Source organism: Microbacterium sp., from assembly GCF_003248605.1.
Taxonomy (GTDB): Bacteria; Actinomycetota; Actinomycetes; order Actinomycetales; family Microbacteriaceae; genus Microbacterium.
In genome coordinates this window covers 1-16,185 of record NZ_QFPF01000063.1, presented here as the reverse complement: position 1 = coordinate 16,185, position 16,185 = coordinate 1, and the positions used below count along the sequence as shown (strand labels likewise).

At 69.0% G+C, this 16,185-nt stretch carries 15 protein-coding genes and 1 pseudogene; 6 read left to right on the top strand and 10 right to left on the bottom strand.

All coding sequences use genetic code 11. The features are described from left to right. From DI573_RS09700 to pgl, 6 genes and pseudogenes are all read left to right on the top strand, one after another. On the top strand, positions 1-926 hold a 926-nt coding region (locus DI573_RS09700; protein WP_292813386.1), incomplete at its 5' end, for a transketolase C-terminal domain-containing protein. Further along, positions 923-2,031 (top strand): annotated as a pseudogene (gene tal / locus DI573_RS09695) (transaldolase). The gene DI573_RS09700 and the pseudogene tal, both read left to right, overlap by 4 nt. After that, positions 2,028-3,659 carry a glucose-6-phosphate isomerase gene (locus DI573_RS09690; protein ID WP_292813383.1) on the top strand — a complete coding sequence of 544 codons (1,632 nt, stop codon included), beginning with the start codon at positions 2,028-2,030 and terminating at the stop codon, positions 3,657-3,659. The pseudogene tal and the gene DI573_RS09690 overlap by 4 nt, the downstream one beginning before the upstream one ends. A 40-nt stretch (positions 3,660-3,699) precedes the next feature. Then, the gene (zwf, locus tag DI573_RS09685; RefSeq protein ID WP_292813380.1) at positions 3,700-5,253 is read left to right on the top strand and encodes a glucose-6-phosphate dehydrogenase; all 1,554 of its coding nucleotides are present in this window, start codon (positions 3,700-3,702) and stop codon (positions 5,251-5,253) included. Next, the gene (locus tag DI573_RS09680) at positions 5,250-6,200 is read left to right on the top strand and encodes a glucose-6-phosphate dehydrogenase assembly protein OpcA (RefSeq protein WP_292813378.1); all 951 of its coding nucleotides are present in this window, start codon (positions 5,250-5,252) and stop codon (positions 6,198-6,200) included. Before zwf ends, DI573_RS09680 begins: the two co-directional genes overlap by 4 nt. Then, positions 6,190-6,981 (top strand): 6-phosphogluconolactonase, encoded by a 792-nt coding sequence (gene pgl, locus DI573_RS09675; RefSeq protein WP_292813375.1) that lies wholly within the window; start codon positions 6,190-6,192, stop codon positions 6,979-6,981. Before DI573_RS09680 ends, pgl begins: the two co-directional genes overlap by 11 nt. A 43-nt stretch (positions 6,982-7,024) precedes the next feature. On the opposite strand, the gene DI573_RS09670 is transcribed toward pgl, so the two are convergent. From DI573_RS09670 to DI573_RS09625, 10 genes are all read right to left on the bottom strand, one after another. Then, positions 7,025-7,378, bottom strand: coding sequence for an RNA polymerase-binding protein RbpA (locus DI573_RS09670; protein ID WP_292813372.1), 354 nt, complete (start codon positions 7,376-7,378; stop codon positions 7,025-7,027). A 4-nt stretch (positions 7,379-7,382) separates the two neighbouring features. Then, the gene (gene secG / locus DI573_RS09665; protein WP_292813370.1) at positions 7,383-7,631 is read right to left on the bottom strand and encodes a preprotein translocase subunit SecG; all 249 of its coding nucleotides are present in this window, start codon (positions 7,629-7,631) and stop codon (positions 7,383-7,385) included. A 62-nt stretch (positions 7,632-7,693) separates the two neighbouring features. After that, complete coding sequence (gene tpiA, locus DI573_RS09660) at positions 7,694-8,485, bottom strand: triose-phosphate isomerase (protein ID WP_292813367.1); 792 nt, start codon at positions 8,483-8,485, stop codon at positions 7,694-7,696. Next, the gene (locus DI573_RS09655) at positions 8,473-9,690 is read right to left on the bottom strand and encodes a phosphoglycerate kinase (RefSeq protein WP_292813364.1); all 1,218 of its coding nucleotides are present in this window, start codon (positions 9,688-9,690) and stop codon (positions 8,473-8,475) included. Before DI573_RS09655 ends, tpiA begins: the two co-directional genes overlap by 13 nt. An 8-nt stretch (positions 9,691-9,698) precedes the next feature. After that, on the bottom strand, positions 9,699-10,709 hold the full coding sequence (gene gap, locus DI573_RS09650) for a type I glyceraldehyde-3-phosphate dehydrogenase (protein WP_292813362.1): 1,011 nt from the start codon (positions 10,707-10,709) through the stop codon (positions 9,699-9,701). A gap of 125 nt (positions 10,710-10,834) precedes the next feature. Next, positions 10,835-11,461 carry a superoxide dismutase gene (locus tag DI573_RS09645; RefSeq protein ID WP_292813360.1) on the bottom strand — a complete coding sequence of 209 codons (627 nt, stop codon included), beginning with the start codon at positions 11,459-11,461 and terminating at the stop codon, positions 10,835-10,837. Between the two features lie 109 nt (positions 11,462-11,570). Continuing rightward, positions 11,571-12,551 (bottom strand): DNA-binding protein WhiA, encoded by a 981-nt coding sequence (gene whiA, locus DI573_RS09640; RefSeq protein WP_292813357.1) that lies wholly within the window; start codon positions 12,549-12,551, stop codon positions 11,571-11,573. 43 nt (positions 12,552-12,594) lie between these two features. Beyond that, entirely contained in the window at positions 12,595-13,470 is an 876-nt protein-coding gene (gene rapZ, locus DI573_RS09635) for an RNase adapter RapZ (protein WP_292813354.1), read from the bottom strand. 35 nt (positions 13,471-13,505) lie between these two features. Further along, the gene (uvrC, locus tag DI573_RS09630) at positions 13,506-15,485 is read right to left on the bottom strand and encodes an excinuclease ABC subunit UvrC (RefSeq protein ID WP_292813352.1); all 1,980 of its coding nucleotides are present in this window, start codon (positions 15,483-15,485) and stop codon (positions 13,506-13,508) included. Between the two features lies 1 nt (position 15,486). Next, the coding region (locus tag DI573_RS09625; RefSeq protein WP_292813349.1) for an ATP-binding cassette domain-containing protein at positions 15,487-16,185 on the bottom strand (699 nt) is incomplete at its 5' end.

The following is a 16,185-nucleotide window of genomic DNA, read 5'->3' as shown; positions in this document are numbered from 1 at the left end:
CGGCCGACCTCGCCGAGTCCAACCTCACCACCATCAACGACGCCCCCTCGTTCATCCCCGCCGAGTGGTCGACGCACGAGTGGAGCGGCAACCCCTTCGGGCGTGTGCTGCACTTCGGCATCCGCGAGCACGCCATGGGCGCGATCCTCAACGGCATCGTCCTGCACGGTCCGACCCGCGCGTTCGGCGGCACCTTCCTGATCTTCAGCGACTACATGCGCCCCGCGGTGCGCTTGGCGGCGCTGATGGACATCCGCAGCATCTTCGTGTGGACGCATGACTCGATCGCACTCGGCGAAGACGGGCCGACCCATCAGCCGATCGAGCAGATCGCCACGCTCCGCGCGATCCCGAACTTCACGCTCGTGCGTCCCGCGGACGCCAACGAGACCGCTGCGGCGTGGCTCGAGATCCTGCGCCGCCAGGGCGGCCCCGTGGGCATCGCCCTGACCCGCCAGAACATCCCCGTGTTCGAGCGCGGCGAGGGTGACGCCTCCGGCGACACGTTCGCCTCGACCGCCGGCGTCGCGAAGGGCGCCTACGTGCTCGCCGAGGCGCCGAACGGCGCACCGGATGTCATCCTGATCGCGACGGGCTCCGAAGTGCAGATCGCCGTGGCCGCGCGTGAGACGCTCGCGGCGCAGGGCGTGAACGCGCGCGTCGTCTCGGCGCCCTCCCTCGAATGGTTCGCCGAGCAGGATGCCGCCTACCGCGACGCCGTCCTGCCCCCGAGTGTCGGCGCGCGTGTCTCGGTCGAGGCCGGCATCGCGCTCAGCTGGCGTGACATCGTCGGCGACAAGGGGCGCTCCGTCTCGATCGAGCACTTCGGCGCCTCCGCCGACTACAAGACGCTGTACAGCAAGTTCGGCCTGACCCACGAAGCCGTCGTCGAGGCGGCCCTTGCCACCATCAAGGAGAACGCATGAGCACCCCCACCGCACGTCTGGCCGCGGAGGGCGTCAGCATCTGGCTCGACGACCTCTCCCGCGACCGCATCCTCACCGGCAATCTCGCCGACCTCATCGCGACGCGCAACGTCACGGGTGTGACCACCAACCCGACGATCTTCGCCGCGGCGCTCTCGAAGGGAGAGTCCTACGAGGCCCAGGTCGCCCGGCTCGCCGAGCGCGGGGCGAGCACGGACGAGGCGATCTTCGAGCTCACCACCGACGATGTCCGTGCCGCTTCCGACGTCTTCCGCCCCGTCTTCGACGCCACGAACGGCGTCGACGGCCGGGTCTCGATCGAGGTCTCGCCCGACCTGGCCCACGACACCGAGGCGACCGTCGCCGAGGCGAAGAAGCTCGCCGCCGCCCCAACGCGCTGATCAAGATCCCCGCGACCAAGGCGGGCCTGCCGGCGATCGCCGAGGTGATCGGCGCGGGTATCAGCGTCAATGTGACGCTGATCTTCAGCCTCGAGCGCTACGCGGCCGTCATCGATGCCTACCTGACCGGTCTCGAGACCGCCAAGGCCGCGGGCATCGACATCTCGGGCATCGAATCGGTCGCATCGTTCTTCGTCTCGCGCGTGGACACCGAGGTCGACAAGCGCCTCGCGCAGATCGACTCGGACGAGGCCGCCGCGCTCAAGGGCAAAGCCGGCATCGCCAACGCCCGCCTGGCCTACGAGCTCTACGAGCAGCAGTTCGCGTCCGCCCGCGCCAAGGGCCTGCTCGCCGCGGGCGGCAACGTGCAGCGCCCGCTCTGGGCCTCCACCGGCGTCAAGGATCCCGCCCTGCCCGACACCCTGTACGTCACCGAGCTCGTCGCGCCCGGCACCGTCAACACGATGCCCGAGAAGACGCTCGAGGCGACCTTCGACCACGCCGAGATCACCGGCGACACCGTCACCGGTGCCTACGCGGACGCCCACGGCGTCTTCGAGGCCCTGGCCGCCGTGGGCGTGGACTTCGACGACGTGACCCAGGTGCTCGAGGACGAGGGCGTGGAGAAGTTCGTGGTCTCGTGGCGCGAACTGCAGGACACGGTGACGGCCGCTCTCGAGAAGGCGCCGGAGTCGACGCGATGAGCTTCGAGATCCACGTCTCGGGAGCGCCGAAGGTCGCTGCCGAGAAGGTCGTGCCGCAGCTCGTGGCGGATCTCGTCGCATCCGGCATCACCGCCGCGGACCCGACGCTCTGGGGCGCCGCTGCCGAAGAAGAAGCGGCCAAGCGGCTCGGCTGGGTCGACGCCGTCTCCGTCTCGCGGCCGCTCGTCGCCGAGATCGTGGCGCTGCGCGCCGACTTCGCCGGCCGCGGCGTGGATCGCTTCGTCCTCGCAGGCATGGGCGGCTCATCCCTCGCTCCCGAGGTCATCACGCAGACCGCCGGTGTGCCCCTGGTGATCCTCGACTCGACGGCGCCCGGTCAGGTGCTCGCGGCCCTGGATGGCGACAGCGAGACCGGCGGGCTGGAGCGCACCGCCCTGATCGTCTCGTCCAAGTCCGGGTCGACGGTCGAGACCGACTCGGCCAAGCGTGCGTTCGAGGCGGCGTTCCGCGATCTCGGCATCGACCCCGCGGAGCGGATCGTCGTGGTCACCGACCCCGGCTCCCCGCTCGATCATGCCGCCCGCGAGGCCGGCTACCGCGTCTTCAACGCCGACCCGACGGTCGGCGGCCGATACTCCGCCCTCACCGCGTTCGGGCTCGTGCCGGCCGGCCTCGCCGGTGCCGACATCGGCGAGCTGCTCGACGAGGCCGACGCGACCCTGCTCGAAGTGGCCGTCGACAGCCCCGACAACCCGGCTCTGACCCTCGCGGCGGCGATCGCCGCGAGTGAGGGGCCCGGCGGAACCCGCCGAGACAAGGTCGGCCTCGTCGCCGACGGCACGCACATCGAGGGCCTGCCGGACTGGATCGAGCAGCTCATCGCCGAATCGACGGGCAAGGAGGGCACCGGCATCCTGCCCGTCGTCCTGCTCCCCGTCTCGCCCGAGTTCGATGCCGACCTGCACGACCTGCAGATCGTGCGCCTCGTCGGCGATGCCGAGCATTTCCGTATGCTCGAGCGCCACCCGGGCGAGGTGCTGGTCAGCGGGTCCCTCGGGGCGCAGATGGTCGTGTGGGAGTACGCCACCGCCATCGCCGGCCGCCTGCTCGGCATCAACCCGTTCGATCAGCCCGACGTCGAATCCGCCAAGATCGCCACGCGCGGTCTGCTGGAGAAGCGCCCCGCCCCTTCCGCGCCCGCGTTCACGGTCGAGGGTGTCGAGGTTCGGGTGTCGGATCCGACGCTGGCCGTATCCGGAACGATCTCCGGCGTCCTCGACGCCCTCTGGGACCGCCTCGGGAAAGACGGGTACGTCTCCGTGCAGGCCTATGTCGATCGTCTCCAGATCCCGCAGCTCATGGGTCTGCGCGAGCTCGTCGCCGCCGACGCCGGTCGCCCCGCGACATTCGGCTGGGGCCCGCGATTCCTGCACTCCACCGGGCAGTACCACAAGGGCGGACCCGAGACCGGCGTGTTCCTGCAGATCACGGAGCGCACCGACGTCGATCTCGAGATCCCCGGTCTGCCGTTCACCTTCGGCCAGCTCATCGAAGCTCAGGCCGCAGGAGATGCCTCGGTCCTCGCCGAGCACGGACGACCCGTCGTCACCCTGACCCTCACCGACCCGGCGATCGAGGTGCTCGCACTCTTCGAAGCCGCGCAGTAGCGCGCACGCCGCCCCACGCAAGGACCGAGAACACCCTTTCATGCCCCCCATCGACATAGCGCGCGGGCACAACCCGCTGCGCGATCCGGACGACCGACGCCTCAACCGCATCGCGGGTCCCAGTGCCCTCGTGATCTTCGGCGTGACCGGCGACCTGTCTCGCAAGAAGCTGATGCCAGCGGTCTACGACCTCGCCAACCGTGGTCTGCTTCCGCCCGGGTTCGCGCTGGTGGGTTTCGCCCGGCGAGACTGGGAAGACCAGGACTTCGCCGCGGTCGTGTACGACGCCGTCAAGCAGCACGCCCGCACGCCTTTCCGTGAGGAGACCTGGCGACAGCTCCTGCAGGGCATCCGCTTCGTGCAGGGCGAGTTCGACAACCCGGATTCCTTCCGGCGCCTGCGCGAGACGGTCGAGAAGCTCGACGTCGAACGCGGCACGATGGGCAACCACGCGTACTACCTCTCGATCCCACCCAAGGACTTCCCCGTCGTCGCCAAGCAGCTGCGCGACTCCGGACTCGTCGGCGAGGACTCGAACGGTGACGACGCGTGGCGCCGCGTGGTCATCGAGAAGCCCTTCGGCCACGATCTCGCCTCCGCGCGTGCGCTGAACGAGGCCCTCGAAGTCGCCTTCCCCGCCGACTCGATCTTCCGCATCGATCACTACCTCGGCAAGGAGACGGTGCAGAACATCCTCGCGCTGCGCTTCGCGAACGAGCTGTACGAACCGATCTGGAATCGCAACTACGTCGACCACGTGCAGATCACGATGGCCGAAGACATCGGCGTGGGCGGACGCGCCGGCTACTACGACGGCATCGGCGCGGCGCGCGACGTCATCCAGAACCACCTTCTCCAGCTTCTCGCGCTCACCGCGATGGAGGAGCCGATCTCGCTCGATGCCAAGGATCTGCGCGCCGAGAAGGAGAAGGTGCTCGCAGCGGTCGAGCTGCCCGACGACCTCTCCACCGCCACGGCTCGCGGCCAGTACGCGGGCGGGTGGCAGGGCGGCGAGAAGGTCCACGGATTCCTCGACGAAGACGGCATGAATCCGCAGTCCACCACGGAGACGTTCGCCGCCATCAAGCTCGAGATCGCCACCCGCCGCTGGGCCGGTGTTCCCTTCTACCTGCGCACGGGCAAGCGGCTGGGGCGCCGTGTCACCGAGGTCGCCGTCGTGTTCAAGCGCGCGCCGCAGCACCTGTTCGACCGCGGTCAGACTCCGGAACTGGGGCAGAACGCCCTGGTGATCCGCATCCAGCCCGACGAGGGCGTGACGATCCGCTTCGGGTCCAAGGTGCCGGGCGCCGGCACTCAGGTGCGCGATGTGACGATGGACTTCGGTTACGGCCATGCCTTCACCGAAGCCAGTCCCGAGGCGTACGAACGCCTGATCCTCGATGTCCTCCTGGGCGAGCCCCCGCTGTTCCCCCGGCATGAAGAGGTCGAGCTCTCCTGGCGGATCCTCGACCCGGTCGAGCAGTACTGGGCCCAACAGGGCGGACCGCTCGAGCAGTACAGCCCCGGATCTTGGGGCCCGGCATCCGCCGATGCCCTTCTCGCCCGCGACGGCCGTGTCTGGAGGCGCCCGTGATCATCGATCTTCCCGACACCACCGTCAGCAAGATCGCCCGCTCGCTCGTATCGACGCGCGAGGAGGGCGGCGCCGTCGCCCTCGGCCGCGTGCTGACGCTCGTCATCGCCACACGTCACGGTCTCGAGGAGGACGCGATCGAGGCGGCCAACGACGCCTCGCGAGAGCATCCCATGCGGGTCATCGTCGTGATGACCGACCCCGCGGGCGACCCCCGCCTGGATGCTCAGATCCGCGTCGGCGGCGATGCCGGCGCGAGTGAGGTCGTCATCCTGCGCGCCTTCGGCGACGCCGCGTCGAACGAGGAGGCTCTGGTCACGGGCCTTCTCCTGCCCGACGCGCCCGTGGTGGTGTGGTGGCCCGACGAGCCTCCCGCCGTTCCCGCCGACTCACCGCTGGGACGCATCGCGCAGCGCCGCATCACGGACGCCTCGACCAAGCCCTACACGACGGATCGTCTGCGTCGCCTCGGCCAGGTGTACTCGCCCGGCGACACCGACCTCGCATGGACGCGGCTGACGCACTGGCGCGAGCAGCTGGCGGCCGTCCTCGATCAGCCGCCGTTCGACGAGGTGACCGCGGTCGAGGTGAGGGGTGCGAGCTCCTCTCCGTCCACGGCGCTGCTGGCCGCCTGGCTGCGGCTCAAGCTCGACGTCGATGTCCGCTGGCAGTACATGCCGCCCGCGGAATGGTCCGAGGGCATAAAGTCCGTGCGCCTCACGCGCGCGTCCGGAGACATCCTGCTCGAGCGCCCCGACGCCGGCGTGGCGTGTCTCACCCAGCCCGGGCAGCCCAAGCACGACCTTGTCCTTCCGCGTCGCACCCTGCGCGAGTGCCTCGCGGAGGAGCTGCGTCGCCTGGATCCCGACCTCCTGTATGGTCGAGTCATCACCGATGGGTGGGCTCTTCTGAACCCGCCGCACAGCCAGGAGCCGAATGTCGCCTGAGTGGACAACCGACCGTCGCGTCGTCGTCAGCGCCGACCGAGCCGCTGTCGTCGCCGTCGTCTCGCGCCGCCTCGTCGACAAGATCGCACGCCTCAGCTCCGAGGGTGAGGTGCACATCTCGCTCACGGGCGGCGGAGCCGGCATCGGCGTGCTCGAAGCCGTCACCGCCGACCCGCGCACGCCCGCCATCGACTGGTCGCGTGTCCACTTCTGGTGGAGCGATGAGCGCTACGTACCCGCCGCCGACGCGGAACGCAACGACGGTCAGGCGCGAGCGGCGCTTCTCGACCACATCCCGGTGCCCCCCGAGAACGTGCACGCCGTCGCCTCGACCGACGGCGGAATGAGCGTCGAAGAAGCGGCGGCCGCCTACGGTTCCGAACTGGCACGCTTCCCTTCCGAGGACGAATCCGGCGCGACCGTGCCGTGGCCAAGCTTCGACATCTGCCTGCTCGGGGTCGGCCCCGACGCACACATCGCATCCCTCTTTCCGGATCGCCCCGAGATCCGCGTCGTCGACGAGGCCGCGGTGGCCGTCCACGACTCCCCCAAGCCTCCGCCCACGCGAGTGACACTGACCCGTCCCGTGATCAATGCGTCGCAGCGGGTGTGGATGGTGCTCACCGGCGCCGAGAAGGCGTCCGCGCTGGGTCTGGCACTCGCTGGCGCGAGCTATCTCAGCGTTCCCGCGGCCGGCGCCAAAGGTCGCCGAAGCACCCTGTTCTTCGTCGACGTGGATGCTGCCGCCGAGGTTCCCGAAGAACTGATCGACCCCGACTGACCGAGGTCAGCCGGGGTCTTTCCGTTTTGTTCGCGGTGGTCGGTTACTGGCCGCGACGCTCGCGGAGCTGACGCAGGGCGTCATCGAGGAGCTGCGCCGCCTCTTCGTCGGTACGTCGTTCCTTCACGTATGCCAGGTGGGTCTTGTACGGCTCGGTCTTGGCGAGGGCCGGCGGGTTCTCCTTGTCGCGTCCCGCGGGGAGACCGGAGTGCGGGCTGTCGATCGTGTCGGGGATCTCCTCCTCGGGGATTCCCGCCGCGAAGTATCGCACCGTCTCGTTGCCCAGCGCATCCCAGTACGACACGGCGACACGCTCTGCGTGGTACCCGTGGTCCTGTTCGCCCATCGGTCCGGCACCGACTCGGGTGCCGCGGATCGCGTTGCCGCCTGTCGCCATGTTCTTACAGTCCCTGGAATTTGGTGATGAGCCCGAGGGCCACGACGGAGGAGAACCACGTCAGTGCGAGGACGATGGTGAACCGGTTGAGGTTGCGCTCTGCCAGACCCGAAGAACCCAGCGACGAGGTCATTCCGCCGCCGAACATGTCGGAGAGCCCACCGCCGCGTCCCTTGTGCAGAAGGATCAGCAGGGTCAGCAGCAGACTCGTGATCCCGAGGATCACCTGCAGCACGAATTCGATGATCTGCACAGTGAGATGCCTTTCACAGCGCCCGGGCCTCGGGCGCACAGTCCTCCAGTATAGGCGGGGGCCTAGACTCCGACGTGCTTCTGGAAGCGGATGATCGCGGCGAAGTCGTCGACCTTCAGGCTCGCCCCACCGACGAGCGCTCCGTCGACGTCGGGCTCGCGCATGAAACCGGCGATGTTGGACGCACCGACCGATCCGCCGTAGAGCACTCGCGTGGCCGCAGCCGCATCGGCGCCGAGCTTGTCGGCGACGACGGCACGGAGCGGGGCACACACCTGCTGCGCCTGCTCGGGCGTCGCCGCCTGGCCCGAGCCGATAGCCCAGACGGGCTCGTACGCCACGACGATGTCGGCGCCCGGCGCCATACCCTCGAGCGCCGCCTCGAGCTGCGCGACGGGAACGGCGCTCGCGCCGTGCTTCTCGAGGTCCTCGGCCGTCTCGCCGACGCAGATCACGGGGACGAGCCCGTGACGCAGCGCAGCCTTCGTCTTGGCGGCCACGACAGCATCCGTCTCGTCGTGGTACTGACGACGCTCGGAATGGCCGATGATGACGTATCGGCAGTCGAGCTTCGCGAGGAACTGCCCCGAGATCTCACCCGTGTATGCGCCGGAGTCGTGGACCGAGAGGTCCTGGGCTCCGAGCGCGAACGAGATCTTGTCTGCCGCGATGAGCGTCTGCACGCTGCGCAGATCGGTGAAGGGCGGGAAGAGTGCCACCTCGACGGAGCCGTTTTCATGCTTGGCGTCCTTGAGCGCCCAGTCGAGCTTCTGGACGAGCGCGATCGCCTGCTGGTGATCGAGGTTCATCTTCCAGTTGCCGGCGATGAGCGGTGTTCTGGTCACTGCTGCCATCCGAGGACCTCCAGTCCGGGGAGCTTCTTGCCCTCGAGGAATTCGAGGCTTGCGCCTCCACCCGTCGAGATGTGGCCGAATCGATCGTCCGAGAAGCCGAGCTGTCGTACCGCGGCCGCCGAGTCGCCGCCGCCGACGACGGAGAGCCCGTCGACGTCGGTGAGCGCCTGCGCGACCGCCTTGGTGCCTGCGGCGAACGCCGGCATCTCGAACACGCCCATCGGGCCGTTCCAGAACACCGTACGGCTGCCGCGGATCGCCTCGGCGAACGCCGCGGCCGTCTGCGGCCCGATGTCGAGCCCGAGGCCGGAGGCACCGAAGGCGGTGTCTTCGAGAGCGTCCGCCGGCGCGATCACGTGCTCGGCATCGGCGGCGAACCGCGAGGCCACGACCGCGTCGGTGGGGAGCACGAGCTCCACGCCGCGCTCCTTCGCCGCCTCGATGTAGCCGCGCACCACGTCGAGCTGGTCGACCTCGAGCAGGCTTGCGCCCACCCTGTGGCCCTGTGCCGCAAGGAAGGTGAACATCATGCCGCCGCCGACGAGCAGGCGGTCGACCCGCGGAAGCAGGTGCGAGATGACGCCGAGTTTGTCGCTGACCTTGGAGCCGCCGAGGACGACCGTGTAGGGACGCTCGGGTGTCTCGGTCAGGCGGTCGAGCACCTGGAGCTCGGCGGCGATCAGCAGACCGGCTGACGAGGGCAAGATCTGCGCCAGGTCGAAGACGCTCGCCTGCTTGCGGTGCACAACACCGAAGCCGTCCGAAACCAGTGCGTCGCCGAGCTGCGCGAGCTCACCGGCGAAGGCGGTGCGCACGGCGTCGTCCTTCGAGGTCTCGCCCGGGCTGAAGCGGAGATTCTCGATCACCGCGACGTCGCCGTTCTCGAGCGCGGCGACCGCCTCGTGGGCGGACTCGCCGACCGTGTCCCGCGCGAACGCCACGGGCTTGCCGAGCAGCTCGGACAGGCGCTGCGCGACGGGGGCGAGACTGTAGGCCGGGTCGGGTGCGCCGTCGGGCCGCCCGAGGTGGGAGCAGACCACAAGACGCGCGCCCTGCTGGATGAGGGCGTTGAGCGTGGGGAGCGACGCGCGCACGCGGCCATCGTCCGTGATGACGCCGTCCTTCAACGGGACGTTCAGGTCACAACGGACGATGACGCGCTTGCCTGCGAGCGAACCCAGGGATTCGAGGGTGCGCAGAGCCATGACGCGGTTTACAGGCGCTCGGCGACGTACTCGGTCAGGTCGACGAGGCGGTTGGAGTAGCCCCACTCGTTGTCGTACCAGCTCGACACCTTGACGAGGTTGCCGCTGACGTTGGTCAGCTCCGCGTCGAAGATCGACGAGTGCGGGTTGAGCTGGATGTCGCTCGAGACGATGGGGTCCTCGGTGTACTCGAGGATGCCCGCGAGGCGACCCTCGGCCGCAGCGGTCTTGTACACGGCGTTGATCTGCTCGACGGTGAGGCCCTCGGTGGGCGTCACGATCGTGAGGTCGACGATCGAGCCGGTGGGGACCGGCACACGGTACGACGATCCGCTGAGCTTGCCGTTGAGTTCGGGCAGGACGCGGCCGATGGCCTTGGCCGCGCCGGTCGAGGCGGGGACGATGTTGATCGCGGCGCCGCGGGCACGACGCAGGTCGCTGTGCGGGCCGTCCTGCAGGTTCTGGTCGGCGGTGTACGCGTGCGCCGTCATCATGAAGCCGCGCTCGATACCGAAGGCGTCGTTGAAGACCTTCGCGAGGGGGGCGAGGCAGTTGGTCGTGCACGAGGCGTTCGAGATGATGACGTCCGACGCGGGGTCGTAGGTCTCTTCGTTCACGCCCATCACGATGGTCGCGTCGTCGCCGGTGGCCGGAGCGGAGACGAGCACCTTCTTTGCGCCGCCCGCGATGTGCTTCTTGGCGTCCTCGGCCTTGGTGAAGCGACCGGTCGACTCGATGACGATGTCGACGCCCAGTTCGCCCCAGGGGAGGTTGGCGGGGTCACGCTCCGCGAAGACCTTGATGGTGTGGCCGTCGACGGTGATCGAGTCCTCGTCGTAGGTGACGTCGACCGAGAGCGGGCCACCCACGGAGTCGTAGGTGAGCAGGTGGGCGAGGGTCTTGTTGTCGGTGAGGTCGTTCACCGCCACGATCTCGAGGTCCGCGCCCTGCGCGAGCGCCGCGCGGAGGTAGTTGCGTCCGATGCGGCCGAAGCCGTTGATGCCGATCTTGACAGACACGATGTCTCCCGATTCTCTTCGCGCCGTGGCGCGGTATTCATCGCGCGGGGACGCCGCGCTATTTCATGGAGAAGAGGATGCCGGAGCCCTCACCGAAGCGAGGGCCCCGAGGCATCCTCACCTCGTCAAGACCCTACCAGCAGACCCGTCGTCTTCTCACGGGCGATCTCGAAGCGCGACTGCACGTCCGCCCAGTTCGCGATGTTCCAGAACGCCTTGACGTAGTCCGCCCGGACGTTCTTGTAGTCGAGGTAGTACGCGTGCTCCCAGACATCGAGCAGCAGCAGCGGGACGGTGCCGGCGGCGAACTGCGCCTGCTGGTCGAAGAACTGCTGGATGATCAGGTTCTGGCCGATGGAGTCCCAGAACAGGCCGGCCCAGCCGGAACCCTGCACACCCAGCGCGGCCGCGCTGAAGTGGGCCGTGAACTTGTCGAACGAGCCGAAGTTGTCGGTGATGGCCGACTCGAGCTCACCGGTCGGCTTGTCGCCGCCCTCGGGCGAGAGGTTGGTCCAGAAAATGGAGTGGTTGGTGTGGCCGCCCAGGTTGAAGGCGAGGTCCTTCTCCAGCTTGTTGATGTTGGCGAAGTCCCCCTTGTCGCGGGCCTCGGCCAGCTGCTCCAGCGCCGTGTTCGCGCCGGTGACGTACGCCTGGTGGTGCTTGTCGTGGTGCAGCTGCATGATCGTCGCGCTGATGTGCGGCTCGAGTGCCGCGTAGTCGTAGGGCAGATCGGGCAGTGTGTAGGTCGCCATATTCGCTTTCTTCCTGTCGGTGCCGCGCCTTCGCACGGCGAGGATGACGTTTTCATCCTAGTGACGGGTAACGCGGCGGACGGGCCCTTGACTTCCCTGCGCGGCCGGATCAGCCGGCGTCTATGTCGGCGGGGATGCCCGCGTCGGTACCCGGCAGGCCCTCTTCTTCGGCGCGTTTGTCGGCCATGGCCAGGAGGCGGCGGATGCGGCCCGCGACGGCATCCTTCGTCAGCGGCGGGTCGGCGTGATGACCGAGCTCGTCGAGGCTCGCCTCGCGGTGCGCCAGGCGCAGTTCGCCGGCCTCGCGGAGATGATCGGGGATGCCGGGACCGAGGATCTCGAGTGCCCTCTCGACGCGGGCGCAGGCGGCGACGGCGGCCTGCGCGGATCGGCGCAGGTTGGCATCGTCGAAGTTGACCAGGCGGTTGACCCCGGCGCGCACCTCCCGGCGCTGGCGCAGCTGCTCCCACTCCCCCGCCGCGCGTTGCGCGCCCATGAGGTGAAGGACGGCACGGATCGCCTCGCCATCGCGGACGACCACGCGGTGCACGCCGCGCACCTCTCGGGCCTTCGCCGCCACCCCGAGGCGATGTGCGGCTCCCACGAGCGCCATGGCGGCCTCCGACGAGGGGCAGGTCACCTCGAGCGCCGCGGAGCGTCCCGGGTCGGTCAGGGTGCCACCGGCGAGGAATGCTCCGCGCCAGACGGCCGCGAGATCGTCTCGCGAACCCGTCGTGAGCTTGTTCGGCAGGCCCCGCACGGGCCGGCGCCGCTGATCGAGAAGGCCCGTCTGGCGGGCGAGCGTCTCGCCGCCTTCGCGCACGCGCACGACGAAGTGCCCCTCCTGACGCGACGAGGAGGCCTGGACGTGTCCGAGCTCGGGACGCACGCCGTAGATCTCGATGATGTCGCGCGCCGCGCGACGCGCAAGCGCCTCGGAGTCCAGTTCGGCTTCGATCGCCATGCGCCCGGCGATCGAGTGCAGACCGCCGGAGAATCGCAGCAGGGCGGTGACCTCGGCGACGCGGGACGAGGGCCGCGCGTCGCGGATCGACATGAGCTCGGCCTTGACGTCGGCGGTGAGTGGCACGGCTCTCCTCGGATCGGGAAGACGGGTGGGGAACCTCCCTAGCTTACTCGCGACCCAGATCTCGATGCTTCACGCGGACGGCGATACCCGGGATCTCCCGCAGGCGCTCGGCGAGCTGGCCGGCCATGGCGACGGAGCGGTGCTTTCCTCCCGTGCAGCCGATCGCGACGGTCGAGTGCCTCTTGTTCTCGCGCTGGTAGCCGGCGAGAACGGGCGAGAGCGATGCCGCATACGCATCGAGGAACTCGCTCGCCCCGGCCTGCGCCAGCACGTAGTCGCGCACCTGCGGGTCCTGACCGGTGAGCTGGCGCAGATCCGATTCCCAGAACGGATTCGGCAGAAAGCGCATATCGGCGACCAGATCGGCGTCGGGCGGCAGACCGTACTTGAACCCGAAGCTCAGGATCGTGACGGTGTGACGGGCCGATCCCTCTTCGGAGAAGAGCTCGCCGACGGTGGTGGCGAGCTGATGGATGTTGAACGAGCTCGTATCGATGATGAGGTCGGCGCTCTCGCGGATCGGGGCCAGTCGCCGGCGCTCGACCGCGATGCCGTCGAGGATCGTGCCATCACCCTGCAGCGGGTGTGGACGCCGGACCGCCTCGAACCGGCGCACGAGCACCTCGTCGGAGGCGTCGAGGAAGACCACCCGCACCTTGCGCCCCTCGCGCAGCGCGCCCATCGCCTCGGGCAATCGCTCGAAGAGACCGCGCCCGCGGACGTCGACGACGGCGGCGACCCGCGGCAGCGCGCCGCCGACCATCCCCGACAGGTCGAGCAGCGGGCGCAGCATCTGAGGCGGCAGGTTGTCGACGACGTACCAGTCGAGGTCTTCGAGCGCGTTCGCCACCGTCGAGCGCCCGGCGCCCGACATCCCCGTGACGATCAGGACCTCGCCCGCGCCGCCGTCCGTTTCCACCCTCGCCCCATCCGGTTGCGGTCCGATGTTCGCGTCTACCCTACTGACTCGACGGCACGGGGCCGTTCGGCATCGGCCGGGGCAGCATCCCCCTCCCCCGGCGCTACGGCGGATGCGACCTCACCTGCCACGAGCCGCGCGTGGATGTTCTGCGCGAGTTTGGGACCGATGCCCTTGACCTCGGTGATCTCGACGGCGCTGGCGCGGCGCAGGGCGGCGACGGATCCGAAGTGGCGCAGCAGCACACGGATGCGCTCGGCCCCCAGCCCCGGCACCTCGGCGAGCACGCTCTGGATGTCGCGCCCGCGCCGTTTGCGCTGATGGGTGATCGCGAAGCGATGGGCCTCATCGCGCAGCCGCTGCAGCAGATAGAGCGCCTCGCTCGTGCGCGGGAGGATCACCGGATACTCCTCTCCGGGCAGCCAGACCTCCTCGAGGCGCTTGGCGATGCCGCAGAGGGCGATCTCCTCGTGGCCTGCGTCGGCGAGGGCTCGCGCGGCGGCCTCGACCTGGGGTCGCCCGCCGTCGACCAGGAGCAGCTGCGGCGGATACGCGAAGCGCGGCCTGCGCCGCGGCGTCGAAGGGTCCTCGGGCTCGTTCTCCTCGGGTCGGTCGAGGTGGGCGAGCCGGCGGGTGAGCACCTGGTGGATGGAGTCGGTGTCGTCGGTCGTCTCGGCGATCGAGAACGATCGGTACTGATCTTTGCGCGGCAGGCCGTCCTCGAACACCACCATCGACGCGACGACGTTGGTGCCGCCCAGGTGCGACACGTCGAAGCACTCGATCCGAAGCGGGGCCTCGGCGAGCCCGAGCGCCTCCTGCAGATCGGTCAGCGCCTGCGTGCGCGCGACGTAGTCGCTCGTGCGGCGGGTCTTATGCAGCATGAGAGCCTGCTGCGCGTTGAGGGTCGCGGTCTTGAGCAGTTCGGCCTTGCGCCCGCGCTGGGCGACCTGGATCGTGACGGGCCGGCCGTCGCGCTTCTCCCGCAGCCACTGCTCGAGCTCCTGAGCGTCGGGGGGCAACGTCGGCACGAGCACGCGGCGGGGGATGTCGGCGGCCGCTGCGTCCCCGTACGCCCGCTGGAGCACCTGGTCGATGAGGTCGCCGCCCTCGATGTCGAGCTCCTTCTCGATGGTGGAGGCCCGGACGCCGCGGACGCGCCCGCCGCGCACGGTGAAGTGCTGGACCGTGGCGGCGAGCTCGTCTTCGGCGACACCGAACAGATCGGCGTCGACATCCTCGCTCAGCACGAGCGCGGACCGCGAGAGCACGGCGTCGATCGCTCCCAGCTTGTCTCGGTAGGAGGCCGCCGACTCGTAGTCCATCGCCGCCGACGCCTCGCGCATCCGCGCCGTGAGCATCGTCGTGAATCTCTTGTCGCCGCCGGCCATGAAGGCCACGAAGTCGTCGACGATCGCACGGTGCTCGTCGATGCCGACCTTCATCGAGCATGGGCCGCCGCACTTGCCGATCTGCCCCGGAAAGCACGGCCGCCCCGTCTGCATCGCCTTCTTGTAGCTGGCGTCGCTGCACGTGCGGATCGGGAACACCTTGATCATCTGGTCGATCGTGTCGTGCACAGCCCACACCTTGGGGTACGGGCCGAAGTACTTCGCACCCGGGATGCGGCGATTGCGGGTGACGATCACCCGCGGCGCCTCATCGGCGAGGGTGATCGCCATGAACGGGTAGGACTTGTCGTCGCGATACCGGACATTGAACGGCGGATCGAACTCCTTGATCCACATGTATTCCAACTGCAGCGCCTCGACATCGCTGCCGACGACCGTCCACTCGACCGACGCTGCCGTCGTGACCATGCGCCGCGTGCGCTCGTGCAGTGTGTGCAGGGGCGCGAAGTAGTTGCTCAAGCGCGCGCGCAGGTTCTTGGCCTTGCCGACGTAGAGCACCCGCCCGCCGGCATCGCGGAAGCGGTAGACGCCGGGATTGGTCGGAATCTCGCCGGGCTTGGGGCGATAGGACAGCTGCGGACGCGTCGCCCGCGCGGCGGCCACCTCAGCCCGCCTTGCGCCGCTCGATGGAGCGACGCTGCTCGTGCAGTCGGAGCACCTCGGCGAGAAACTCCCCCGTGTGGCTGCCCTCGGCGCGCGCGACCTGCTCGGGTGTGCCCGTCGCGACGACCTGGCCTCCGCCGGAGCCGCCCTCGGGGCCCATGTCGATGATCCAGTCCGCGGATTTGATGACGTCGAGGTTGTGCTCGATGACGATGACCGTATTGCCCTTCTCGACGAGCTCGCCCAGCACGTCGAGCAGGCGCCGGACGTCTTCGAAGTGCAGACCCGTCGTCGGCTCGTCGAGGACATAGACGCTGCGGCCGTTGCTGCGGCGCTGGAGTTCGGTGGCGAGCTTGACACGCTGGGCCTCGCCGCCCGAGAGCGTCGTGGCGGACTGCCCCAGCCGCACATACCCCAGCCCGACGTCGACGAGCGTCTTGAGGAAACGGTGGATCGCCTGGATCGGCTCGAAGAAGACCGCCGCCTCCTCGATCGGCATCTCGAGGACCTCGGCGATGTTCTTGCCCTTGTAGTGCACGGCCAGGGTGTCGCGGTTGTAACGCTTGCCGTGGCAGACCTCGCAATCGACGTAGACGTCGGGCAGGAAGTTCATCTCGATCTTGATGGTGCCATCGCCCGAGCACGCCTCGCATCGACCGCCCTTGACGTTGAAGCTGAAACGACCGGGCTGGTATCCGCG